The sequence below is a fragment of the Methylocapsa polymorpha genome, assembly GCF_045689225.1.
Taxonomy (GTDB): Bacteria; Pseudomonadota; Alphaproteobacteria; order Rhizobiales; family Beijerinckiaceae; genus Methylocapsa; species Methylocapsa polymorpha.
In genome coordinates, this window is record NZ_CP136862.1 from 3,180,460 (window position 1) to 3,202,426 (window position 21,967).

Annotated in this window: 19 protein-coding genes; 7 read left to right on the top strand and 12 right to left on the bottom strand. The window is 60.0% G+C overall.

What is annotated here, in order from left to right:
• Positions 1–382 precede the first annotated feature (382 nt).
• From fghA to RZS28_RS14735, 7 genes are all read right to left on the bottom strand, one after another.
• Complete coding sequence (gene fghA / locus RZS28_RS14705) at positions 383–1,225, bottom strand: S-formylglutathione hydrolase (protein WP_407338485.1); 843 nt, start codon at positions 1,223–1,225, stop codon at positions 383–385.
• Positions 1,225–2,337: an S-(hydroxymethyl)glutathione dehydrogenase/class III alcohol dehydrogenase gene (locus tag RZS28_RS14710; protein ID WP_407338486.1), complete on the bottom strand. Its 1,113-nt coding sequence runs from the start codon at positions 2,335–2,337 to the stop codon at positions 1,225–1,227. Before RZS28_RS14710 ends, fghA begins: the two co-directional genes overlap by 1 nt.
• 366 nt (positions 2,338–2,703) lie before the next feature.
• The gene (locus tag RZS28_RS14715) at positions 2,704–3,060 is read right to left on the bottom strand and encodes a hypothetical protein (protein WP_407338487.1); all 357 of its coding nucleotides are present in this window, start codon (positions 3,058–3,060) and stop codon (positions 2,704–2,706) included.
• Between the two features lie 310 nt (positions 3,061–3,370).
• A complete protein-coding gene (locus tag RZS28_RS14720) occupies positions 3,371–4,186 on the bottom strand; it encodes a GNAT family N-acetyltransferase (RefSeq protein ID WP_407338488.1) in 816 nt (271 codons plus the stop codon).
• 499 nt (positions 4,187–4,685) lie between these two features.
• Positions 4,686–6,548: a hydrogenase maturation protein gene (locus tag RZS28_RS14725; protein WP_407338489.1), complete on the bottom strand. Its 1,863-nt coding sequence runs from the start codon at positions 6,546–6,548 to the stop codon at positions 4,686–4,688.
• A gap of 265 nt (positions 6,549–6,813) precedes the next feature.
• The gene (locus RZS28_RS14730; RefSeq protein WP_407338490.1) at positions 6,814–7,608 is read right to left on the bottom strand and encodes a DUF2189 domain-containing protein; all 795 of its coding nucleotides are present in this window, start codon (positions 7,606–7,608) and stop codon (positions 6,814–6,816) included.
• Positions 7,609–7,848: 240 nt separating this feature from the next.
• Positions 7,849–8,880 carry a GlxA family transcriptional regulator gene (locus RZS28_RS14735; RefSeq protein ID WP_407338491.1) on the bottom strand — a complete coding sequence of 344 codons (1,032 nt, stop codon included), beginning with the start codon at positions 8,878–8,880 and terminating at the stop codon, positions 7,849–7,851.
• A 757-nt stretch (positions 8,881–9,637) separates the two neighbouring features.
• On the opposite strand from RZS28_RS14735, the gene RZS28_RS14740 reads away from it, so the two are divergent.
• On the top strand, positions 9,638–9,775 hold the full coding sequence (locus RZS28_RS14740; RefSeq protein ID WP_407338492.1) for a tryptophan-rich sensory protein: 138 nt from the start codon (positions 9,638–9,640) through the stop codon (positions 9,773–9,775).
• A gap of 56 nt (positions 9,776–9,831) precedes the next feature.
• Positions 9,832–10,341: a hypothetical protein gene (locus tag RZS28_RS14745; protein WP_407338493.1), complete on the top strand. Its 510-nt coding sequence runs from the start codon at positions 9,832–9,834 to the stop codon at positions 10,339–10,341.
• A 747-nt stretch (positions 10,342–11,088) separates the two neighbouring features.
• Here RZS28_RS14745 and RZS28_RS14750 read toward each other — a convergent pair.
• On the bottom strand, positions 11,089–11,235 hold the full coding sequence (locus RZS28_RS14750) for a hypothetical protein (protein WP_407338494.1): 147 nt from the start codon (positions 11,233–11,235) through the stop codon (positions 11,089–11,091).
• 591 nt (positions 11,236–11,826) lie between these two features.
• Here RZS28_RS14750 and RZS28_RS14755 point away from each other — a divergent pair.
• Positions 11,827–12,171: a hypothetical protein gene (locus RZS28_RS14755; protein WP_407338495.1), complete on the top strand. Its 345-nt coding sequence runs from the start codon at positions 11,827–11,829 to the stop codon at positions 12,169–12,171.
• Positions 12,172–14,272: 2,101 nt separating this feature from the next.
• Here the strand turns inward: RZS28_RS14755 and RZS28_RS14760 are convergent.
• Positions 14,273–14,752 (bottom strand): hypothetical protein, encoded by a 480-nt coding sequence (locus RZS28_RS14760; RefSeq protein ID WP_407338496.1) that lies wholly within the window; start codon positions 14,750–14,752, stop codon positions 14,273–14,275.
• 357 nt (positions 14,753–15,109) lie between these two features.
• On the opposite strand from RZS28_RS14760, the gene RZS28_RS14765 reads away from it, so the two are divergent.
• Entirely contained in the window at positions 15,110–15,316 is a 207-nt protein-coding gene (locus tag RZS28_RS14765) for a hypothetical protein (RefSeq protein WP_407338497.1), read from the top strand.
• Positions 15,317–16,295: 979 nt separating this feature from the next.
• Here RZS28_RS14765 and RZS28_RS14770 read toward each other — a convergent pair.
• On the bottom strand, positions 16,296–16,778 hold the full coding sequence (locus RZS28_RS14770; protein WP_407338498.1) for a hypothetical protein: 483 nt from the start codon (positions 16,776–16,778) through the stop codon (positions 16,296–16,298).
• A gap of 334 nt (positions 16,779–17,112) precedes the next feature.
• Between RZS28_RS14770 and RZS28_RS14775 the strand changes: the two genes are divergently transcribed.
• From RZS28_RS14775 to ppa, 3 genes are all read left to right on the top strand, one after another.
• Positions 17,113–18,387, top strand: coding sequence for a hypothetical protein (locus RZS28_RS14775; RefSeq protein WP_407338499.1), 1,275 nt, complete (start codon positions 17,113–17,115; stop codon positions 18,385–18,387).
• A 402-nt stretch (positions 18,388–18,789) separates the two neighbouring features.
• A complete protein-coding gene (locus RZS28_RS14780; protein WP_407338500.1) occupies positions 18,790–19,296 on the top strand; it encodes a GNAT family N-acetyltransferase in 507 nt (168 codons plus the stop codon).
• A gap of 266 nt (positions 19,297–19,562) precedes the next feature.
• Positions 19,563–20,096, top strand: coding sequence for an inorganic diphosphatase (gene ppa / locus RZS28_RS14785; protein WP_407338501.1), 534 nt, complete (start codon positions 19,563–19,565; stop codon positions 20,094–20,096).
• 17 nt (positions 20,097–20,113) lie between these two features.
• Here the strand turns inward: ppa and metW are convergent, their stop codons facing one another.
• Together metW and RZS28_RS14795 are read right to left on the bottom strand one after the other, a co-directional pair.
• Positions 20,114–20,758, bottom strand: coding sequence for a methionine biosynthesis protein MetW (gene metW / locus RZS28_RS14790; RefSeq protein WP_407338502.1), 645 nt, complete (start codon positions 20,756–20,758; stop codon positions 20,114–20,116).
• A 3-nt stretch (positions 20,759–20,761) separates the two neighbouring features.
• Complete coding sequence (locus RZS28_RS14795; protein WP_407338503.1) at positions 20,762–21,961, bottom strand: homoserine O-acetyltransferase; 1,200 nt, start codon at positions 21,959–21,961, stop codon at positions 20,762–20,764.
• Positions 21,962–21,967: the final 6 nt, after the last annotated feature.

A 21,967-nucleotide genomic window follows, 5' to 3' on the forward strand; every position in this document is an offset into this window, starting at 1 on the left:
GCGGCGCCCGCCCGCATTCCATCATGCGCCGCGCGGCATCAAGGTTTTCGCGAATTTGCTTAGCAAGTAGCGCTCGACGCCGGCCGGCGACACGGCCGGTCCTTGCTGAGCGCGCAAAGCCCATCGGGCGTGCGGACAACTGGCATGTCGCGATGCAGCAGGTCCACCTTCAGGATGGCTCGGTCTTCATTTTCTCGAGATGCTCGTCGATGGCCGTCAATGAGGGCTCGAAGAGCCAGAGCGACACGCCCTTGGCGTAGCGTTCAGACCAGCCACTGCGCGTCCCAAGGTTAGCGGTGCGTCGTGAGCAAAGCCGAACCGTTTGGCGACCTGCGGCGTCAGGCGCGATATCCGACCATCTCAATCCGATTTCGTCCGCGGCTCAGCCCAATATCGCCTTGTGGTGCGCAATATGGTCGGCGACGAAAGTGGAAATGAAGTAGTAGCCGTGGTCATAGCCTTCGTGACGGCGCAGCGCCAGCTTCTGTCCTGCTTTGGCGCAGGCGGCCTCGAAGAGATGCGGATGCAGTTCGCGCTCGAGAAACTGGTCCTTTAGCCCCTGGTCGATCAGGATTGGCGGCAGGCGGCGTCCGGATTCGATCAGGGCCGTCGCGTCCCATTCCGCCCAGGCTTTGCGATCGGGACCGAGATAATTCGAGAATGCCTTCTCGCCCCAAGGACAAGAGGACGGCGCGACAATCGGCGCGAAAGCCGAGACGGAATGGAATTTGTCGGGGTTTCGCAGGGCCGCGACCAAGGCGCCATGGCCGCCCATCGAATGGCCGAATATCCCCCAGCGCGCCGGATCGACGGGGAAATGCGACTCGATGTAGGAGGGCAATTCGCTCGCGACATAGGAGCCCATCCGATAAGCCTCGCGCCAGGGCTCGGCCGTCGCGTCGAGATAGAAGCCGGCGCCCTGTCCGAAATCCCAGCTCGCGTCATCGCCGGAGAAACGGCGGTCGCGAGGCGAAGTGTCGGACGCGATCAGCACATAGCCGGCCTTGGCCGCGTGCTGTTGCGCGCCCGCCTTCACGATGAAGGTTTCTTCGGTGCAGGTGAGTCCGGCGAGATATAGGAGCGCGGGGGCCTTCCGATCGCCTAGCCCTTCCGGAACAAAGACCGAGAAGCGCATTTCGCCGCCAATCTCCTTCGAGGAATGGCGATAGAATCCAACCTCGCCGCCAAAGCAGCGATGCCGGCTGATCTCTATGGGCGCGGACATCAGAACTCCACCACGGCGCGGATCGATTTGCCTTCGTGCATCAGATCGAAACCCTCATTGATCTTGTCGAGCGGCAGCTTATGGGTGATGAGATCGTCGATATTTATCTTGCCGTCCATATACCAGTCGACGATGCGCGGCACGTCGGTGCGCCCGCGCGCTCCGCCGAAGGCCGAGCCCTTCCAGACGCGTCCAGTGACGAGCTGGAACGGCCGGGTCTGGATTTCGGCGCCTGCGGGCGCGACGCCGATGACAATGCTCTGACCCCAGCCTTTGTGGCAACATTCGAGCGCCTGCCGCATCACGGTGACATTGCCTGTGCAATCGAACGTATAATCGGCGCCGCCCTTGGTGAGATCGACCAGATAGGGGACGATTTCCTTGCCGCCGAGCTCCTTCGGATTGACGAAATCCGTCATGCCGAATTTCTCCGCGATGGCTTTCTTCGAGTCATTGATGTCTACGCCGACAATCTGGTCCGCTCCGATCAGTCGAAGCCCTTGAATAACGTTGAGACCTATGCCTCCGAGGCCGAAAACCACGGCGCGGCAACCAACTTCGGCGCGCGCCGTCCAGATAACGGCGCCGACGCCTGTCGTGACGCCGCAGCCGATATAACAGACCTTGTCGAAGGGCGCATCTTCGCGGATTTTCGCGAGCGCGATTTCCGGCGCCACAATATAGTTCGAGAAGGTCGACGTGCCCATGTAGTGATAGATCGGCTTGCCTTCGTAACTGAATCGCGAGGTCCCATCTGGCATCAGGCCTTTGCCCTGGGTCGCGCGAATCTTCTGACAGAGATTAGTCTTTTGCGAGAGGCAATATTCGCATTCGCGGCACTCCGGGGTATAGAGCGGAATGACGTGGTCGCCCTTTTTTAGGGAGGTGACGCCCGGTCCGACATCGACGACGACGCCAGCGCCCTCATGGCCCAGCACGCTTGGAAAAATGCCTTCCGAATCGAGCCCCGATAAGGTGTAGGCGTCGGTATGGCAGATCCCGGTCGCCTTGATCTCGACCAAAACCTCGCCCTCGCGCGGCCCGTCGAGATCAAGGTCAACAATTTGGAGCGGCTTCTTGGCTTCAAAGGCGACGGCTGCGCGCGTTTTCATAATTATCTGCCTCCGGCAAGATCGGATCTCGAGTTTCTTGGCGTATAGCCGCACGGCAGCGCATGGAAAGGCCATGCGAGGAGAGCTCATCTGCGGCGTTCGCGGTGAAGGACTTAGCGCGCCTTGACGTGAGCGGCAATAGGCGCGTCGGCGGTATGTTTCTAACCTTCGGAGATCTTAAGAGCGGTAAAGCTTCAATGGCTGCTCAATTTCAAAAGCGTCTGTCACAGCAGCGCTGCGAGCGCTGTTCCTCCTCACCCCCTTGCCAATTCCGACATAGGCGGCGAATCTCGAACTCTTTCGTAGTCTGAGGATCTTTGACCCTAAACCGCGGTTATTTCGTTGAGCAGATGGGCGTCGATGCGCTTAGAGGAAATCATTGTCGGCGTCGTCTTCTTCGTCGTCGACATCGACGCCTTTTTCCGCCGCCGCGGCCTTCAACGCCTCCTCCAAGGCGAGGCAACGCTCGAAATATTCCTCGTCGCCGTCCTCGGTCACGGTTCCTTGCTCTTGTGGGGCGGACGCGGCGCCGATAGCAAAGGCGACGCAGGCGGCGTTGCTTGCCAATTTGTCGGCCGTGTCGACGATCGACATGCTCCATGTTTGGGTTGCGATGTTGAAGAGGCTCAGGACCGCCCTCTTCCCGTCGCTGATGATCTCCGCGTGGCATCCGGTTTCGGCGGCCATTCCGCTGCTGGTCTTGCCTTCGTAGATTTGTCTCATCGAATTTTCCCGGTGGTGCGGCGGCGGCTCAGCGCGACAATGGGCTTGATTTGGCGACGGTCCACGGCGACGCGTCTGGCAGTCGGGACAATCCTATGCTGGCCGTCGCCATTAACGAGGAGCCCATCTTGTGTCAACGGAGGAGTTAGAGTCCGTTGTTGGGGTGGAGCGAAACGAGGCTAGTTTTGGCTGGGCGTAGAATACGGCGCGCCGCGTCCGCCCGGTGGATATGGTTGCGGCTCCCAGCGATTTCGGCTTTATCACAGCAATGACCAGCCCCGCTACCGCCACGGCTCACAACCTAAAACGTTTAGCCAATCTCGAAGCTCGTCACGCCAAAACAGCGATCAATCCGCCCGGCGGGCGATCCCTTCGTATACATGCGCGCAGTCTCGAACACCGGCTCCATGCCATGCCGTTTCGCGAGTTCTATAGCGGCGGGATTGGCCTCGGGCGTGTCGAGAAAGATAGGCTGTCCGGCCGCGCGAGAGGCCAAACCTTGAAATACAAGGCCTGCAATGTGCGGATCGTCGGCAAAGAGCGGCCCGATCTTGAAACCCAGGCGGCAGGCGCGCAGCACGCCGTATCCCTCGAGTCTCTGCTTGCCCAGGACCCCAAGGGCTGCCCCTTGCGGTTGTTCAATCCAACGCCGAAGAAAGTTCGGACGGGCGGCGGAAAATACAGTCTCATCATAGCGAGCGATCTCGGCGAAGGCTACCGAGGATAAGTCGGTCAGACCGGTTGGTTCTACGCCGCCGCCCTTGCCTTGATGACGTATGTTGCGATGGGCGAGCTCAAACCCGGATCTTCTGTAGTTTCCTTGCTGGGCGACGACGCCGTCCAGTCCCACATTGCGTCCGTTCATATAGGCCATCGCCGCTTCCCAGAGCTGCAGGCCAAAACCTCGTCCTCTATATTGAGGCTTAACGATGTAGAGCCCCAAGAACCCGTAATGCTTGTCATAGGCTACGGCGGAAACGCAGCCTATCGGCTCGCCGCCGACGAGTTCGCCGAGGAAAAATCCTTCCGGATCGGCGGCATAGAAGCATTTCGCGTCGTATAGACCCGGATTCCAGCCTTCGGCCGCGGCCCATTCGACGGCCAGGCCGAGCTCGCTTTCAGCCATTCTTCGAACAACCAGCTCCGCGGAATTCATAGCCTCAGCTCCGGCTTCACTTCCCCCGGCGCGCGCCGCGCGCTGGGGACCTTTTTGACGCCTAACACGGCGAGCGCGCTACTGCCCGTTCCGAGTCGGCCTACATCCTTCATTCTCGGCGTCATGCTGGCGGAGGAACTTGCCGTTCTTCGTGCAGCCGAAGCAACGCCCGCCCTGAAAGTGATAGACGAGCGAGGGGTGTTACACCATACAAGGTTATTGCCCGGGCAGGACATGCCCCGGAGGCGGCGGCCGGCGCTTGGTCTGGGCGGAAGCAGGCGGCCGCGCTAACAGAGCCGCGGCAGCGTACAGGCGAAATATCGCGGTCGTGAGCTCGCCTTGTTTTCCAAAAAGCTAAGACGGCGGCGAAATCAATGTCTAGCAAATGCGCCCAGGCCGAATATGCGGATGGTCCGGGCGGATAATCGGGTCGAACGTGTGGTGCGACAATAACTAGACCAGCGCTTGCTTAGGACAAAGGGGTCCGGCTCGCATCTTGTGGCGACGGCCGGACCGCTCCCAGCAAGAGAACCTCGGAGGCGTCTTGGACTGTAGCGCGAATTGCCGCTCGGCTCCCTTGCGGCGGCAAATTCCCCTTGAAGACGAAGCGGCGGCGGGCCTCGTGATAGGCGGGGTCGGGCCCGAAGAAATTGACCTGCATCCGCGCCAATTCTTCGGCGCGATAGCTTGCGAGGGGCTTGACGCATTCGTCATCGAAACGCCTCTCGTGCTTCGTCCGAAGCATGGCGCGGAATTCGGGCCTCTTGGCGAGACGCCTCGCCCGCTCCCTCAGCCCGGCCTCGAACTCTTCGCTATCGTCGCCGAAGGCGTCGTCGAGAATTCCAATGTCCTGCGCCGCGCGCGCGCCGATCGGCTCGCAGGCCAGGGTTAGCTCCAGCGCCCGCTTCTGTCCGACCCGCCGCGGCAGCGTATAGGTCCAGTATTCCGATCCATAGAGATCGCCCATGCTCCGGTAGTGGGGATTTAGGACGACCCCTGACCGCGCATAGACCTGGTCCGCCGCGAGCGCCAGCATTACGCCGCCTGCTCCGGCATTGCCGCGCAACCCAGCGATAACGAGATGGGACATGGTGTTGAGGATTTCGAAGACGAGATCGTCGATCGCATTGATGTTCCGCCAGGATTCGGCGGCGGGATCGGCGCTCGCCTCGATCACATTGAGATGGATGCCATTCGACCAGAAATCAGCGCCGCCCAGCAGGACGATAACCCGGGTCGGGCGCGACCGAGCGCGCAGAAATGCGTCGCGAAGCCGATAGCATTGGGACGTGCTCATCGCCCCATTGTAGAAATCGAACGAGAGATAACCAACCTCATCCTCTTCTGAATAGACGATCTCGTGGAAGGTGCGATGATCGACTGGCGCATCGATCGGCAGCGACGCCTCGGGCACGCCGCGAAGCAGCGGTCCCAGGACCTGCGTCGCCGGAAGCTTGATCCCGGCGACGAGGCACAGCTCGGCGTCGCAGATGTCGCAGCCGACGCCCGCCTCGGCGGGGCGGCAAGTCGCCTCCTGGGCCTCAGCCCCATCCTTGGCCTTCAGGTGGGAGATCCAGACCGCGCCATCGACCGTGCCGACGCAGATCGCGCCGTCGCGCCGGGCCAGAACCTGGCCGGGGAGACCTTGAAGGCGCTCCTCCTCATGAGCTCCGTAGAGGAAGCAACTTTTGCCGAGCAGCGTGCTGAGCACGCCTGGAGCGCCGTCTGCGGCGCGGATCTTCCGCACGATCATGGCGGTTTTGTCCCGCATCCAGTCGATGGCGCGGTCGGCCTGCCGCATCGGCGGGCGCAGACAGCCGAAAACGAATTGCGACACATAGTCGGGCTGCCAGGAGCCGGATCCGAACTCACCCGATTCGATTCGGGCGACGGCTTCGAGAACGCCGCACACAGCGGCCTCGGTGACCTGGCCACGATAGAGGCTGCTCTTCATGGGAGGATCTGCCTCCAGGGTAAATTCGTGCGAGGCCCAAATCGGGCCCGTATCGAACTCGTCCGCCGCTTCCAGGATCGTTACGCCCCAAATCTTCTCTTGGTTGGCGATGGCCCAATCGAGCGAGGAGGGGCCTCGATCGCCCTTGATGCCGGGATGCACGATCAAGCAGAGATGGCGCGACCAGACCTCTTCCGGAATGGCAATCTTCAACATCGGCGCAATGATGAGGTCCGGAGCCTCGCTAGAGGCGGCGGCGATCATTATCTTGTCGGTCGCTGCGATGCAGACGCGGATATCGTGGCCGAGCTCGCCGAGCTCGATCCATAGACGCTGGCTGAGGCCGTTGTGGGCCGATGTCAAAAAGAGAATTCGCATGGATTTTCCCCTTTGTTTTCCGCCGGTCGACATGAAACCAACCGGTATTCCCGTTGGCGGAGGGCGAGGATTGTTGCGGAGCCGCAATCAAAGGCGATGTTCTCGACCGAACCGGGGCCCTGACCAACTAGAGACTCCACGGAGAAAAGCCCGAACGTCAGACCGCTCTGTTTTGTAAGTTCGCCCTGTCTACAGTTTGGTAATGTGACAATGCTATCTTGGGCGCTTGCCCATGTCTTTTCTACTTCAAACAATACAGTGTGATCTATTGCACAACCTTGCGGTAGAGATGCCAACTCGCGTGTGCGAGGACGGGCGTCACAAAGACGAGGCCGACGAACATTAGCAAGAAGCCAATCACTAGGTATGCTGCGACGATCAAGCCCCAAAGCGCCATCGTGGCCGGATTCGCCAGCACCGCTCTGACAGAGGTGCGAACAGCCACAGCTACGCCTACATTGCGGTCGAGGAGCAAAGGAAACGAGACGACGCTGATGCTCAGCACAACCGCGGCGAAGGCGAAGCCGATTGCATTGCCTAAAACGATCAAGGTCCAGCCGCGGGATGTGGTGAGGAGTTCGGCAAAGAAGCCCCAAAAGGAATCCGGCGCCGCAGGGCCGAAGAGCCGTCGGTAAAGCGACTCGGCTGCCGCTTGCCAGCAAACGAAGATCATTAAGAGCACAAGGCCCAGCGCGAGGATCGATGGGAGCGAGGGCGAGCGCCGCAGGTCGAAAACATGCGTCCATGAAGTGTTGAGGCCAAGCTCTCGGCGTCGGCTCACCTCATACAAGCCTGTCGCCACGAAAGGGCCGATTAGCGTGAGACCGGACATGAACGGAAAGAGCAGCGGCAGGCCAGCGCTAATCAGATATATGCAGATGATCGGACAGATAACGCCAAGTATAACGAGGATGAACGGGTCCGCGAAGAAATCGAGGATAGGCAAGAAATCATTGCCGCCCTTAGCCAGAGCCTCCTTGAGATCGGCTGGCCCCACCCTGCGCACGAGAGGATAGGCCGAGATGGCGTCTCGGGTGGCGAGAAGATCAAGATGTATCATGGTTTATTCCTCCTGAACGGAGCAACAAGCGGTCACAAAATAAAGTAACGCCTTGTATAAATAGCCTAATCACATGCAACAATGAAAGAAATTCAAGCGTATAAAGGCTTTTCCTACTCCTCGGGCGCGAGGCCGCAAGGCGGCGAAGGGAAAGGCGCGCCTCCTAGGCTAATTGTCACGAAACTCCTTCCGCCGCGTCCTCTGGTCAGAGGAGGCTCAGCCATGCGCTCAATCGCAGCATCAATTGAACAGAGTTGATCGAAACCGCGCGCGGTAGTCGGTTGGACTGGCCTCGAAAAGGCGTTGAAACGTGCGCCGCATGCGCTCAGCATTATCGAAGCCGCATTCCTTGGCGATCGTCTCAACCGGCAAGACGGTTTGTTCGAGTTTGCAGCGGGCGGCGTCGGCCCGCGCCCGTTCGACAAATTGGGCCGGCGTCTCCCCGGTCTCGCTGCGAAAGAGCCGCGCGAAATTGCGCGGGCTCATAGCCATGCGATCCGCTAAGGCGGGCACGCTGAGATCTCCGCCGGGATGCCCGAGGATCCAGGCTTGAAGTTGACCGATGTCTGGCCGGTTCTTCACTTCCAGCAAATTTAAATACGCGCTGAATTGGGATTGCCCGCCGGGGCGCCGGGGAAAAACCACCATCGTCCGGGCGACGGCGAGCGCGACTTCCCGGCCGAGATCTTCTTCCACGAGGGCAAGGGCCAGATCGATCCCCGCGGTGATGCCGCCCGAAGTGTAGATATTTCCATCGCGAGCGAAGAGCAGGTTGGAGTCGACCTGGACCGCTGGGAATGCCGTTGCGAGGAGGTCAGAAAACATCCAATGCGTCGTCACCTTCCGGTGATTCAAGAGGCCTGCCGCCGCCAATATGAACGCGCCGGTGCAAATCGACGCCACGCGTCGCACTCGCGGAGCCGTAGAGCGCACCCACTCGACGAGCAACGGGTCCTTGCAGGCCTGCTCGACGCCTATGCCGCCGGCCACGACCAAAGTATCCAGACCGTCCCTTATGTCATAGCAATTGTGGGTCGCGACAATCTCGATTCCACACATTGTCCGGATCGTTCCGGGGGCGACGGCCAAGATATCCGACTGGTAGCCAGATTCGTTGGTTCTTCCGAACCGTAGCAACCAGTGGTCCGCCCAGTAAAATGCGTCCAATGGGCCGCACACGTCGAGGATTTCGCAATCGGGGAATACCAGGAATCCAATCCGACGGGTTGGGGTGGTCTCTTGCGACGGTCGATTTGGAGCGAGCGTGTTCATAGCGCCATCTTCTTCCGCGATCGGATCCCCGACAAGGACAAAGATCCCACGTTTTCGGCCAAGCAAATCCACGCCGAGATCCCCGGCAATCTCCCGCGAGACGAATGAACGTTAGGCAAGGTATAAAGACGGGCTCCATCTCAAGCTACGCGCAATAGTTGAACGATAAGGCCGCCCGTCAGAAGAATAGCATAAGGCCGCTCTCGATGACGGATGGGCGATCGGCACTCGCTAAACTGTGGGCGGAGGCGTGGGACGGAGATCTTGCGCTTCATGTATCTCGAAGCCGAAGCGGCGTGTACAGGGCGAGCCTGGTTGATGAGCGCGCCGGCGACTTGCGGCTCGGTTTCGGCGCGTTGGCGGGCTACTGTGCAGCACGCTTGCTGTGACTTTCTTGCGAGCGACGGCTGGAAACGAGAAAGTGGCGGTCGTATTGTTCATCATGGCGGGCGTGGCTGGCCGGAGCCGCGAAACAGTTGGCGTCGACAACCAAACCTTATTCCCATTCAGAGCCTTATGCTATGCTCGTCAGCCTGAAAACGCGCTCCCCGTGAGTAAGATGGGCTATTGAAGCGCGACAGGCCCGGCCTCGACTTGTTCTGGATCAAGGATAAGAGCCTGACCGACGCTCACGCCCTGCCGGCTCCCGGCATCATCGCGGCGGAAATCGCTGACGATTTGGAAGCGGCGCTAGAGCAGTGCAGCAAGATCGCCGCGCGGCTCAGGCAAGCGGTTGGGTGCGAACGGATGACCATCGATGAAACGCTTTGTTCCGCTGACCCTGTTCCTGCCGCTCGTTGTGGGCGGTGGCCCTGCCATCGGCTTCCTGGCCGCGCCGGGCGAATGGTATGCTGGCCTCGCCAAGCCGCCCTTCAACCCGCCGAACTGGGTCTGACCTTCACTGCGGTGCTGAATGGCTCGATTTGGCTATTGAACTGACAGGAAGGCCGGATGCGGCGCCGCATCATCACCGTCAACGACAAGATGCAGCAAGGCTATCGCTATGTGTTGTCGGCGCCGGCCGGTCGTGATTTCGACCCGGAGTTCCGGCCCGATTTAACGCCTAAGCAAATGCTCGAACTCGGCGTGTTCGGCGGCAAATACCTCACCGATTGCCGGGACGAGTTTCCCGCGAGCTGGTTCGCGCGAGCCAAACTATCGCCCTCGGATCGCGAGTGCTCCTTGAATTATTTCGGCGTGGACGCCAGCCAACCCTTGTCGGAATGGCGGAAGAAGGGTTGGATACATCCCGACGATCCGCGCGGCTGGCTCCAGTGGTATTGCCGTTACTACATGGGCCGGCGCATGCCCGAGGAGGATGCGCGCCAGATCGGGCGATGGAAAGCGATGAAGCGTCACGTATCTCAGATCAGGAAGCACTGCGAGCCGGGCGATCCGATGTGTCGCCCGCGCCAGCGCCAGGCGCTCTTGCACTGGGCCTATGACAGCCGGAAAATCTAATTAAGACCGACATTGCGGGAACCCTTGTTGAAACCGTCGACACGTCGCGCTGGGAGTCTTCTTGGTTGTCGAAGCCAACCCTTTTTTCGCCTTCACTTTCCGGCCATGTTCGCCATGCTCGGCTATACGACCGCCGCGTTCTCGTTTCCAGCCGTAGAGCGCAAGAAAGTCACAGTCATCTTCGACGGCGGACGCCTCACCTCGGATGGCGGCGTGTGCAGATAGGGAGCGTCATAATTCACCGCCTCGCTAACAAAGCTTCGCACGATATATCAGTCCGTTATGCTGCGCTCGCCAACCTAAACACCCCCTGTCGTGAATAAGATGGGTTAATGTCTGAAATTGACCAACTCCTAAGGGCGCTGCTTTTGGTGGCGCTGTTGCTTTATCTTCTGCCGGCTGTCTTTGGATTGGGCGATTCTGCCGAAACTCGCCGATGGCTTCAGCGCTGCGCCATTCTCACGCTCGGGACAGCCATAGCGATTGCGGTCGTGGCGAGCGTGATATGGTATGTTCGTTAACGCAGCTGAATATCTAGCCGTTGGCAACCGGTTTGGCCGCACATCTAGGGCCTGGTGCGCGCAAGGGCGTTCGGCCGCGATCAGTCGCACGCCGAGCGACATGGGAGGGCTGGAATAGCGAGACATGATGCAAGGCTGCGCCCAGCTCGCCGGCGCCAGACGCTCGGCAGGCGCGCCATTGCGCGCTAAAGGAATTGACTCGGGAGCGGGCCCGAGCCAACGCCGATCAATACGCCTCGAAGATTCCCCACTGATCCACCGCCATATAGAGGCACAGCACAATTACGGAGCCGGAGAGCGCTCCCGGCATCCAATCAAACGCGATCTGACTGGCGATAGCGATATAGATTGCCGTCCAGATTATCTTTTTCATCGCCTCGCCTCAGCCTCCGAGAATAGTTTGGCGCGCCACACCCAATCGGCCGCGAGTCCGCGCCACCGCCCGTAAGTTTAAGACATGATCGTCACGCTGGCGTGACCAATGGCTAGCCCTTTTGCGCCTGTTTGGCGTCGGGTCGCGCATCATTTATATGGCGTAAGCCGAGATCAGCCCGCCGCCGTCGTCCATCAGCGGCATGGCCGACGCTGTCTCTGCCGCGACGATCTCGCCCCCATTAATAACTCCGTGCTGTTCAGCTTGCCGGCGGAAGCCGCTGGACTATGTGCTGTGCGTCCGTCCACGATCCCGCATTGGAACGAATGCGGGATCGTGCGTCGGCGGGCGTAAGCGCACTGGATTTTATAAATGTGCGCGCCGGCCGCCTTCTAGCAAGTCTCTGGCAAGCAAGTCTCCGGCCGCCGCCTTGGCGTTTTGGAATGAGACCATGGAGCATTCTCCGACGGCTGAGGTTTCGCTCTCATTTAGTGACGAAAACATACAAGCATTGAAAGGCATTTGGCGGCCCCGGCGCTCGAAAGGTTCAGGCGCCGCCCGCAAAAGAGGACGTTGAAAAGGAGAGTAACTATGACGCGCTTTGGCAAATTTTTGGCCTTCGCCGTGTTTGGCGCTGCGCTGGCGGCGAGCGGTCCCGCTTCGGCGGCGGAAGTAGGCTGCTGGTATAACGGCGGCTTACATCCTTGCATCTGGTATCCTGGTTATGCCTACGCGCCCCTGCCGGTCGCGCCTCTGCCGATTGTCGAGACCGCGCCTCTGATGACCGGCCGAAGCGTGGCGGTCGAGGCAGGGGCGGGCGTCGGAAATTATTGCGCGACTCCCGTGAAGACGTGCCGGCTCTATGAGTCGGCCTGGCTTGGGACTGGCTGTTCCTGTAGGGTCTACGGCGGCTACGAGCGAGGATTTGTGCAATAGGGTGTAGCGAAACGCTGCTGAAGCTTCAACGAGACGCGGCCGGGTGTCGTCTCGGCCGCTGTTGCGGGATCAGGCGCCCACGGATTGCGCGCCCACTCTTGCTCCCTATCGAGAAATAGCCAAAATCGACGCTTGAAACCGGTGAAGTTGTCGTCAAGCTGACCGCAGCCGTCGTCGCAATCGTCTGGAGCGTTGCACGCTTCGCATCCTTCCAATCGCCGTGCTCACCGCGATCGCGCCGGCTTTCGCGCAAGAGGATTTGACGCTGCTGCCCGAGTTTCGCTGACAGACCCCAGCTCTACCGCAAGATGCGCCCTCTTCAGGCGGCAAACGTCAAAGGCCGGCGCCGGCGAACGCTGAATGTTTCCTGTGAGCTTCATCTAAACAGTTAAGCCAAATCAATGGCCCTGGCGCGTCAGCGGCCGAGGAATAGCTGCGCATGCGCAAGCGTCGTCGCGAGCCTAGAGCGCGTTCCGATTGGGGGGAGTCAGCCAATCGATAAGAACTCGCTCCATATCAATAAGTTGGAGTATGTTCTTATCGAAAAAGTCGATCAACTTTTTCTGGAGCAGGAGCTGGACTGAGGCGGTGTGGGGCTGAGGAAATTCGAAGCGGCCTTCGGCTTTGAACGGCGGAAATGATGGCGCTGCGATGACTCCGCCTTAAATTTGGCGGGTATCAGGATTTTGTTTATCTCGTGAACTTACTCTGTGGAGAAGCGCGACGCCAACCTTCAACTGCGCCTATGTCCGTTCTATACTTTGATGGTTGGAACGCGGTATGACCTTCTCGAGGAGGACATGCTATGACGCCTGCTCAGATCTACCAACGCGGGATAAAAGCTTATATTGCCGGCAGCCCTCTGAACGACAGTCCCTACAATTCAACGGTTTATCCAAAAGCCCATGACGCTTGGAGGGATGGCTGGCTTGACGCGCGCCGGGCATTGTCGCGCATTCATGCTCTGGAAATTGCCGCGCACTCGCATATCAAGTCCCCGCCTCACGCCGGGCCTCATCCTGAAAGGTGATGGGATGGATAAATGCGGCGTTTCAGCAACAGTTCTCACGCTGTCGTCATGTGCGATTACGCACCGCGGCGCAACGCTTCATCGTCTAAGCCTAATGACGCTTCAGCACCTAATAATTTTGAGAATGCCTGCGGGCGCTGCCTCCCCCCACTAAGCGCCCGCAGTGCATGCCTCCGCCAGCAATCTCGCTGGCCAATTGCGGGCGCGCTATCCAAGGCAATGGAATAGGGTCGCGCCAATAGCCAGGCAAGCCACAGCACCCTCGCGCGAGAGGCCGAGCGGATCAATCATGGAATCGCGGCGCGGGCCGGGTTGCCTGGCGCAATCGCGATCCGAATTGTCCGGCTTGCCGAATGGGGTCGCTGCCCTACCTATTAATCCATTGCTCGGCGAGCTAACCGCGCCCAACTACGGGCCACGCGTCTGATGAGAGTCGGCTTTGCCGGGCGCCGAATTCTCCGCAATCTTGGCCTTGCCCGACGCCAAGGCGAAATTGGCGAGATTCTTTTGGACGTCCGCAAATGTGCGCAATTCCGTTAACCACTCCCGACATCAAGCCGCGGACGCCTCCGATCTTCGAATTTCTTGACGAATGTTCGGTGGCGTTCGAATGGATCATTGTCGCCAGCTTCAGCGGGGTTCTTTTGCTTTCGCTGATCTATTCAATTGTGCCCCCGCCGCTCCATCCCTTTGGCGTCCCTATACCGTGACGACCAGGTTTTCGAGCGCCTGCGTTTATCTTTGCTGATGAATATCGTCAACAGTCAAAAAATTGCAGCGCTCAAGCATTGTTAGGCAGCATGGCGGCCGGATTGGCTGGCGTGTGGCCGATTTGCTTGAACCCGTGATCACGATCCAAATTAAGCGAGGAAGAATTGGTGATTTGACAGCGATAGCTTGACGCCACAAAATAGCCACGTTTCATCATCTAGCAATTTCTTCTCGCGCACGGTGTTTGCTCCGCCGATCGGACCTTTGATCGTCCTGGCTTAGTGGCGCAACTTGCGCCACTAAGTTGGTCCGCCCTAGCAATTGCGCGATGCGTATAGGGCGTAAGGAAAGTAGTTTCATTCAAAAGACCCTTCCGGGCAAACAATTTATCTCGAAGAGTCTATTTGTCGGGCGGCCTGGGCTCGGCGGAAGCGGGTCCCAGTTGCCGGGATTGTCCAACCGGCAATCGGGGGAGCCTTTGATGCGGGCCAGATAGTCGACGATCGCGGCGGCGTCTTCCGGGCTCCAAATCGGGAAGTTCGGCTGCGCCTCGCCGTTGCTGTTGACGTAGCGAATCATCAGCGTGTGTTTTCCCCGCGTCGGTAGGATGAATTGCGTTCGCCACTGCCGGAAGCCATATTTGCCTTCGTCTTTCCCGAGCTGCGTCGGACGCCAGCTCTTGCCGCCATCGATCGATAGATCCAAGCGCGCTACGCCGCTGTCGCCGCCAAAGGCGACCCCGCGCGCCTGCGTCGGCGCGCCGACTGGCGACTTGTCGCCGGAACTTATGTTCGTAATGAAGGATCTGGGACTCATCCTTGTGACCGGCGCAAGCTTCACGCCAGCCTCGCCCGGCTTGATGGTTGCGTGCGGGGCGTCGGGAACCCGGTAGCCTGTTGTCGTCAGTAGTTGTCGTCAGGTCGATCCAGCACTTCGATGTCATTCAACATCTTGATCCAATAGACCCCGCACCAGCCTGGGACGAAGATTTCAAGCGCCAACGCAATCGTATCGGACGGCTGTGTGGGGCGACGGTCGAAGCAGATGGAGTTTCCGCGCATACGATTTATTTATACATGTGGGCGCCTTCGCTAATGGACCGCTTATGCGGCTCAGATTAGCGTTTCCAAGCTATCGGGCTTTTTCGCAATTCCCCGTGATCCGGGAACGTCCGATGAGGAGTCGGAGGCGCAGACTATGGCTTGGCGTGAAATAAGGCAGACGCTTGCGCGGCTCGACGCCTTCTTGAGCGACGGTGTGTATGATCATGGTCTTCATCTCGCCGGCCTGGACCAGCGAGACGAGCAAGCTTCGGTCGAGCCCGTGATTGCAAGAAGATCATGGCGGCGCGGAAGGCTTTTCTCGACGCCTCACGCTTGGAGGTTCATTTTTCACATTCACTGAATCCTTGGAGATAAGCGAATGCCCAGGCCACGCTAGGGCGTCGACGTCGCCATGCGATCGACCGCCGTTGCGCTTCGCAAGTTAGCGCCGGGGCGTCCAACCAATGCGCGCCTCATCATCGAGAACCCGGAAGCCTGTATCGCAACTCGTAGATCGCGCATTCCAGGAAATAAACCGCCATCTCCGATTCCGCGCGTTCGGCGAGATCGAGAGCCTCCTCACATTTTATGATCGCCTCGGTGCGCAGAAAATCGCCGATCTCGTCAGCCGGTCGAGCGATATTGGACAAGGCTGAAATTGGCCGTCTATGCCGCCTGAGCCACGGAAATCTAAATTTCATGACCGAAAGACCTATGCTTCGGGCCCGAGCTTTCAACTGGCCTTTGCGCCGGCTCGGTCGCGACAAATTCTTAAGTCAAAGAGGCCAAGACTGCCTGAACTCAGCGATACAAACTTGATCGAAATCACAAATAACGCGCTTGTGCGATCATCGGTCTACGCACGCTCAAGCGGAGCCACATTGGTTTTATTGTTCGATCGCCTAAGCCAAGCCGGAGCGGGCTTTGTCAACCGGCATAAAACGCGCTTGCTACGTCTTAACGCCCGACAACCCGGGCCGGCGCATCCCCTGCTCTCGGGGTTCCGCCCAGCACGCATTTAAAGGCGTCGGCGCAATGGCGCGATCGCCTCACCAAAGCAAAGCAAGGGCGCGCCGCCGTTCAGGCGGAGCTTCAGGCTAATTGGCGCGGATCAGATTATCTTCAAGATCTCGGACGAAAAAATTCGCGCGCGCGAAGTCTATGCTCTGACGCTGCGTGTTGACCGCCGGATTTCGAGCCATGCGGGTAGAGCCAATTTAGCGCTCCCGCAGACTTTCCGTTGTAGCGCGTTCAATAATTAGTTCACGCTCGAATTCGCGACGCGGGCAAAGCCATGTGGATTTGGCTCTATGTCGCGCCTCCGGAGGGCAGGCGCGGCGCTATTGGCCACCGTTTTCCATGCGCGCGCGAGATTCTCGCTGGGCGGCTACGACCTCATTTGCGATGTCGCAAGCGGGAATGCGGTAAGCCTTACATTCAGCGGCGGCGCGCAAATTCGCTCCTTTCGCTTGCTCGACAATAGCCCGTTCGGCGCCGAGCGCATCGCATAGGGCGTGGGCGTCGCCGCGGGCTATATTGTTCTTTTTCAGCAGTTCCGATATGGACGTGGACGGGTCCGGGGCTTGCTGCTCAGCTTCGGTAGGGTCGGGATTGAGGGCTGCGCAAAGCGGTTCGACCTCCGCGCCGGTGATCTTGCTCGCCTTTACGAGATCGTGAAAGCGCTGCAGCGCGGCATCCAGATTTGTTAACGCCGAGATGAAATCCCGTGCGGCCGCGAATGTCTCGTTTTCGCCTGCGCGGACGGGCGCCGCGCCAGCGCAGAGCGTGAGGGCGACGAATAACAGCGCAATACGCTTAAGCATGCTTGGTCCTTGGGGTAGTGAGGGAGCCATTGGGCGGCGGCCATTTCGGCCAACGCATATCAGCGCCGCCGCCATGACGCCAAGTCCCATCGCGAAATTGATCCTCATCCATCAATATTTTTGGCGAATGACAATAGGTCGTGAATGGAAGGAGATCTCGCGAGGTCTTTCGAGCTCTAGCGAAGCCGTTGACGGGTCAAAAAATTGGAAAATAGGCTCTTTTGCGCCATTCCGCGCCCGAGTGTTGCATAACATCCACAGCGCTCAAGGATTTTGAGAGTTAAGATAAGGCGGGGTCCGGATCATCTGCGCCCTTTTTGATCAAGCGGCCGCCATGTCCGTCGCCTCTCGCTCCTCCGATACGCCTGCCGCGGACGCCGCAAAGCTTCTGATGCGGTTGGGGCTGGCTGTCTTGATGATCGCCTTGCCTTGCGCCGGGGTCGTCTCGCGCGGCGCGATCTACGTCCTCTTGCCGGTGGGCGCGATCCTGATGCTCATCGGCGCGATGCTCGGCGCTCCCAATCACGGGCCGCGCCAATTGCGCATCGCCCTTCTCTCGCCGGCCGGGGCGACCGCGCTTTTTCTGACCTTTTGGGCCGGCCTTTCCCTGATCTGGACGCCATTTCCGGCGGCGGCCTTCATACGCTTCCTCCAAATAGTCGGCACGACTTTTCTGGTCGCGCTCGTCGCGGCCTTCGCGCCGGAGCGGACGAAGCCCTTGGATCTTTATCTGCTGCCCGTGGGCCTCGTCTTGACGGCTGCAGCGACGCTCGTTTTGGCGCTCGCCGGCCCAGCCTGGTTCTGGGGCGGCTCCGAGTTCGACGAAACGCTCTTTGAACGCTCCGTCATCGCGCTGATCGTTTTGGTTTGGCCGGCGCTTGGAGCCCTGTCCCTGCGCGAGCACTGGATATCGGCGGCCGGTCTCGCTTTGCTTGTTGCGGCCGTGGCCTTGGCCGGATCGGCGCAGATCGCTCTCGCGGCGATGGGCGCGGGCGCCTTCGCCTTCGCCATCGCCATGTCGGAGCCTGGTCGAACGGCGCGCCTTCTCGCCCTCATATTGGCGCCGCTGATCCTCCTCGCGCCTGCGCTTGTTTTGCTCTATGGGTTCATCTTCAGGTTGACCGGCCTTGAGCCCGGCCCTGCGTCGACGTCGCTCCTGGTCTGGAGCGACCTTATCGCTGAGCAATGGCCGCGTCTGATCACCGGGCATGGGTTCGACACGGCCAACCGTGCTCTCAGCCTCGGCTATTTACCCGCGCGGACGCCGAAGAGCCTGCTGTTCGTGGTCTGGTACGACCTCGGTCTTGTCGGCGCCGTCGCCTTCGCGGTTCTAATTGCGCGCGTCGTCGTGCTCGCGGGGCGGATCCCGGCCATTGTCGCGCCGGCCGCGCTCGCCGGGCTTGTCGCTATTTTGACCCTTGCTTTTCTCGGCGTCGCAGCCGCCCAGATCTGGTGGGTGACGCTCATCGATTGCAATGTTGTCGCCTTCGCGATTCTTATCAAAGGCGTCTACAGGACCCAACGCCCAATTGCGCCGACGATCGACGCGGTCGGATTGCAGCCCCAGACTGCGCAAGCAGGGGCCGCCAGCTCGTCGCAGGGCGCCTGAGGGCGCTCGCCCTTTTTTGAGGCCTCGATGTCCCAACGGCGCGGGGCGGCCGCCGAGAGCGCCTCCAATACTGACACGCGCCGAGGACGACTGTCGCCGAGACAAGTGAGCCTTCGCCTTTCGGGAGGAGAGGTCCGGAGGAGTGACTCCCGAGGTCACGAGTTATTCATCATAAGCATGGACGCCACGGCTCGATCGTGTGACGCCCAGGTTTTCGGCGCGCCGCGAGCAATCAAAAATACGGCGCCGCCTCGGATGCATGATGCAATCCGGCTAAATTCGGACGGCATTCGATCATTTTGCGGCGGATGCCCAAGCTTCATTCATGACGCCGTCGAACAATTGCGAATGAGGTCGAAGAAGGTCTTGCAGGAGCGGGCCAAGCGGCTTTAACATCGCTGCATGATCGAGGCAGTCATCACCATCAGAAACGCGCGCGAAGGCGACGCCCAAGGCATTGCCGACGTGCATGACGCCGCCTGGCGCGACGCCTATCGCGGCATAATTCCGGGTCGTGAGCTCGAGCGGATGATTGCGCGGCGAGGGCCGCGCTGGTGGCACTCCGCGATCGTTCGCGGATCGCGTCTTCTCGTCCTGGATTTCGATGAAACGATCTGCGGCTACGCAAGTTACGGGCGCAATCGCGTGCCGTCCTTGCGGTATGGAGGAGAAGTTTTCGAGCTCTATATCGCGCCCGAATTTCAGGGGCTCGGCTTCGGCAAACGTCTGTTCGAACTCGCCCGAAAGGATCTCGGAGAGCATGGCTATACGTCTTTCCTGGTCTGGGCCCTGGCCGACAATGAAAAGGCGGTGCAATTCTACACCAGGCTCGGCGGAAAAAACGTGCGTCAGGCCAATGAGCGGTTCGGCTCCGAGACGCGGGTGCGCTTAGCCTTCGCCTTCGAATAAAGTCCCTTTTGCCAAAGCGGGTTCCGGTTCTGCGGTGAAAACAGCGGAAAGGGGCCGGCCCACTGGAGCGCCGATCTGGCTGAACTTTGGTTTGGGAAACTGCTCCGAGGCATTTGCCGCCGAAGCCAGAATTCTATACATGTCGCCATAAGGGCCTTTAGCTCGCGCAGCGCGCAGAGCTTTTCCAATGCTTCCGCCACGCCAGAGCGACCTTGGGCCGTCTTCCGCGGCGGCCTCCGCCAATCAAAATGCTTTTGGAGATAAGTATGCGTCTTGACGCGATTTCGATCGGCCAAAATCCGCCTGCGGAAGTGAATGTCTTTATTGAAATTCCGATCGGGGGCGAGCCGATCAAATATGAGCTCAATAAGGAAGCGGGCGTCCTGTTCGTCGATCGATTTCTCTATACCTCGATGCGCTATCCGGGGAATTACGGCTTTATCCCCCATACCCTGTCGGATGACGGAGACCCCTGCGACGTTATCGTCGCCAACACCCGCGCGATTGTCCCAGGCGCCGTCATGGCCTGCAAGGTCGTCGGCGTCCTGCTTATGCAGGACGAGGCCGGCAGCGACGAAAAGATTCTCGCCGTGCCGTCCGCGAAGCTCACCAAACGCTACGAAAAAATCGAGAATTTCACTGATCTGCCTGAGATTACACGCAGTCAGATCGAGCATTTTTTCGCCCATTACAAGGATCTCGAGCCGGGCAAATGGGTGAAGATCCAGCGCTGGGGCGACGCCGACGAGGCGCGGGAGCTTGTCCGCAAATCGATCGAGCGCGCCAAGGCGCAAAAATAGGCCTGGGCTTCTCCTTCTCAGCGCTTGCGGGTCAGGCGGAACACCCCTTGTTCGCCGAAAAGATTCCAGATCCAGGGCGCGCTATAGTTCAGCGGCGTCCCGAAGCGGTCGAGCGCGACGCCGCGTTCGATGCGCGCGTCGATGGCTTGGACCAAACCCACGAAGTCCTGAATCGTGCAGAAGTGGATATTCGGCGTCTCATACCATGAATAGGGCAGGTTGCGCGTCTGCGGCATATGACCGCCAAGCGCAACCTGGACGCGAATGCGCCAATGGCCGAAGTTTGGGAAGGACACGATCGCGTGACGGCCGATGCGCAGCATGTGCTCCAGCACTTTGCGCGGCTGCCGCGTCGCCTGCAGGGTCTGCGACAAGATCACATAATCGAACGCGTCGTCTGGATAGGCGGCGAGATCGGCGTCAGCGTCGCCCTGGATGACAGAAAGCCCTTTGGCGACGCAATCATTGACGCCGCGCTGCGAGAGTTCGATGCCCCGCGCGTCGACTCCTTTTTCCTCGCTCAACAGACGCAGGAGCGCGCCGTCGCCGCAGCCGACATCGAGAACGCGGCTATTTGCGTTCACCATATCGGCGACGAGGAGAAGATCGACGCGCGCCGCGTCGGCGTTATGGGCTTCGGCCGGCTGGTGTTGCTGGGCCATGGCTCAAGCCAATGTGGTCTTGGCGGGGGGCAGGCCGCGCGCCCGCGCCGCCGCGTCGAGAAAGCCGCGCGAGGTGGCGATGAACTCCGGGATATTCAGCAGGAAGGCGTCATGGCCGCGATCCGTCTCGATATCGACGAAGGATACCGAGGCGCCGCCTGCGTTCAAGGCGTGAACGATCGCGCGTGAGGCCGCCGTCGGGTAAAGCCAATCCGAATTGAAAGAGACGACGCAAAAGCGCGTCTTCGCGCCCTTGAAGGCGAGCGCCAGCGAACCGTCATAGTCGGCGGCGAGATCGAAATAGTCGCAGGCGCGGGTGACATACAGGTAGGAATTGGCGTCGAAGCGGTCGACGAAGCTGGTGCCCTGATAGCGAAGATAGTTCTCGATCTGAAACTCGGCGTCGAACGAGAAGGTCGGCGCCGTGCGGTCCTGCAATTTCCGCCCGAACTTGCTCTGCAAGGCTTCGTCCGACAAATAGGTGATATGCGCGGCCATCCGGGCGACGGCGAGCCCTTTGGTCGGGACGACGCCTTGCTCGAGATAGCGGCCTTTGCGCCAATCGGGGTCGGCCATGACCGCCTGCCGGCCGACCTCATGGAAGGCGATATTCTGCGACGAATGCTTGGCGGCGGTGGCGATTGGCATGGCGGCGAAGACGCGGTCCTTGTAGCTCGCGATCCATTGCAGGACCTGCATGCCGCCCATGGAGCCGCCGACAACGCAAAACAGCGTCTCAATGCCGAGATGGTCGATGAGCATGGCCTGCGCCCGGACCATGTCCCTGATGGTGACGATCGGGAGATCGAGGCCGTAGGGCCGGCCCGTGGCTGGATTGAGCGAGGCCGGTCCCGTCGTGCCCATGCAGCCGCCGACGACATTGGACGAGATGACGAAATAGCGGTCCGTATCGATCGGCCGGCCCGGTCCGACCATGGTCTGCCACCAGCCGGGCTTGCCGGTGATCGGATGATCATTGGCGACATGCTGGTCGCCGGTCAGCGCATGGCAAACAAGAACGGCGTTGGACTTGGCGGCGTTGAGAGCGCCGTAGGTTTGATAGGCGATTGTGAAAGGGCTGAGGGAGATCCCCGCATCCATCGCGAGCGGCCGGTCGGCGCCGAAATGCACGACGAGGCTATGCGGCGCATCGACCTCGCGAAGGCCTGCCGCTTTACTCGTCGGAACAGAGGGCACATGCATTCGGAT

Coding starts and splice junctions, on each gene's coding strand:
- fghA (WP_407338485.1), bottom strand. CDS start 1,225: ATGTCCGCGCCCATAGAGATCAGCCGGCATCGCTGCTTTGGCGGCGAG.
- RZS28_RS14710 (WP_407338486.1), bottom strand. CDS start 2,337: ATGAAAACGCGCGCAGCCGTCGCCTTTGAAGCCAAGAAGCCGCTCCAA.
- RZS28_RS14715 (WP_407338487.1), bottom strand. CDS start 3,060: ATGAGACAAATCTACGAAGGCAAGACCAGCAGCGGAATGGCCGCCGAA.
- RZS28_RS14720 (WP_407338488.1), bottom strand. CDS start 4,186: ATGGCTGAAAGCGAGCTCGGCCTGGCCGTCGAATGGGCCGCGGCCGAA.
- RZS28_RS14725 (WP_407338489.1), bottom strand. CDS start 6,548: ATGCGAATTCTCTTTTTGACATCGGCCCACAACGGCCTCAGCCAGCGT.
- RZS28_RS14730 (WP_407338490.1), bottom strand. CDS start 7,608: ATGATACATCTTGATCTTCTCGCCACCCGAGACGCCATCTCGGCCTAT.
- RZS28_RS14735 (WP_407338491.1), bottom strand. CDS start 8,880: ATGAACACGCTCGCTCCAAATCGACCGTCGCAAGAGACCACCCCAACC.
- RZS28_RS14740 (WP_407338492.1), top strand. CDS start 9,638: ATGAAACGCTTTGTTCCGCTGACCCTGTTCCTGCCGCTCGTTGTGGGC.
- RZS28_RS14745 (WP_407338493.1), top strand. CDS start 9,832: ATGCGGCGCCGCATCATCACCGTCAACGACAAGATGCAGCAAGGCTAT.
- RZS28_RS14750 (WP_407338494.1), bottom strand. CDS start 11,235: ATGAAAAAGATAATCTGGACGGCAATCTATATCGCTATCGCCAGTCAG.
- RZS28_RS14755 (WP_407338495.1), top strand. CDS start 11,827: ATGACGCGCTTTGGCAAATTTTTGGCCTTCGCCGTGTTTGGCGCTGCG.
- RZS28_RS14765 (WP_407338497.1), top strand. CDS start 15,110: ATGGCTTGGCGTGAAATAAGGCAGACGCTTGCGCGGCTCGACGCCTTC.
- RZS28_RS14770 (WP_407338498.1), bottom strand. CDS start 16,778: ATGCTTAAGCGTATTGCGCTGTTATTCGTCGCCCTCACGCTCTGCGCT.
- RZS28_RS14775 (WP_407338499.1), top strand. CDS start 17,113: ATGTCCGTCGCCTCTCGCTCCTCCGATACGCCTGCCGCGGACGCCGCA.
- RZS28_RS14780 (WP_407338500.1), top strand. CDS start 18,790: ATGATCGAGGCAGTCATCACCATCAGAAACGCGCGCGAAGGCGACGCC.
- ppa (WP_407338501.1), top strand. CDS start 19,563: ATGCGTCTTGACGCGATTTCGATCGGCCAAAATCCGCCTGCGGAAGTG.
- metW (WP_407338502.1), bottom strand. CDS start 20,758: ATGGCCCAGCAACACCAGCCGGCCGAAGCCCATAACGCCGACGCGGCG.
- RZS28_RS14795 (WP_407338503.1), bottom strand. CDS start 21,961: ATGCATGTGCCCTCTGTTCCGACGAGTAAAGCGGCAGGCCTTCGCGAG.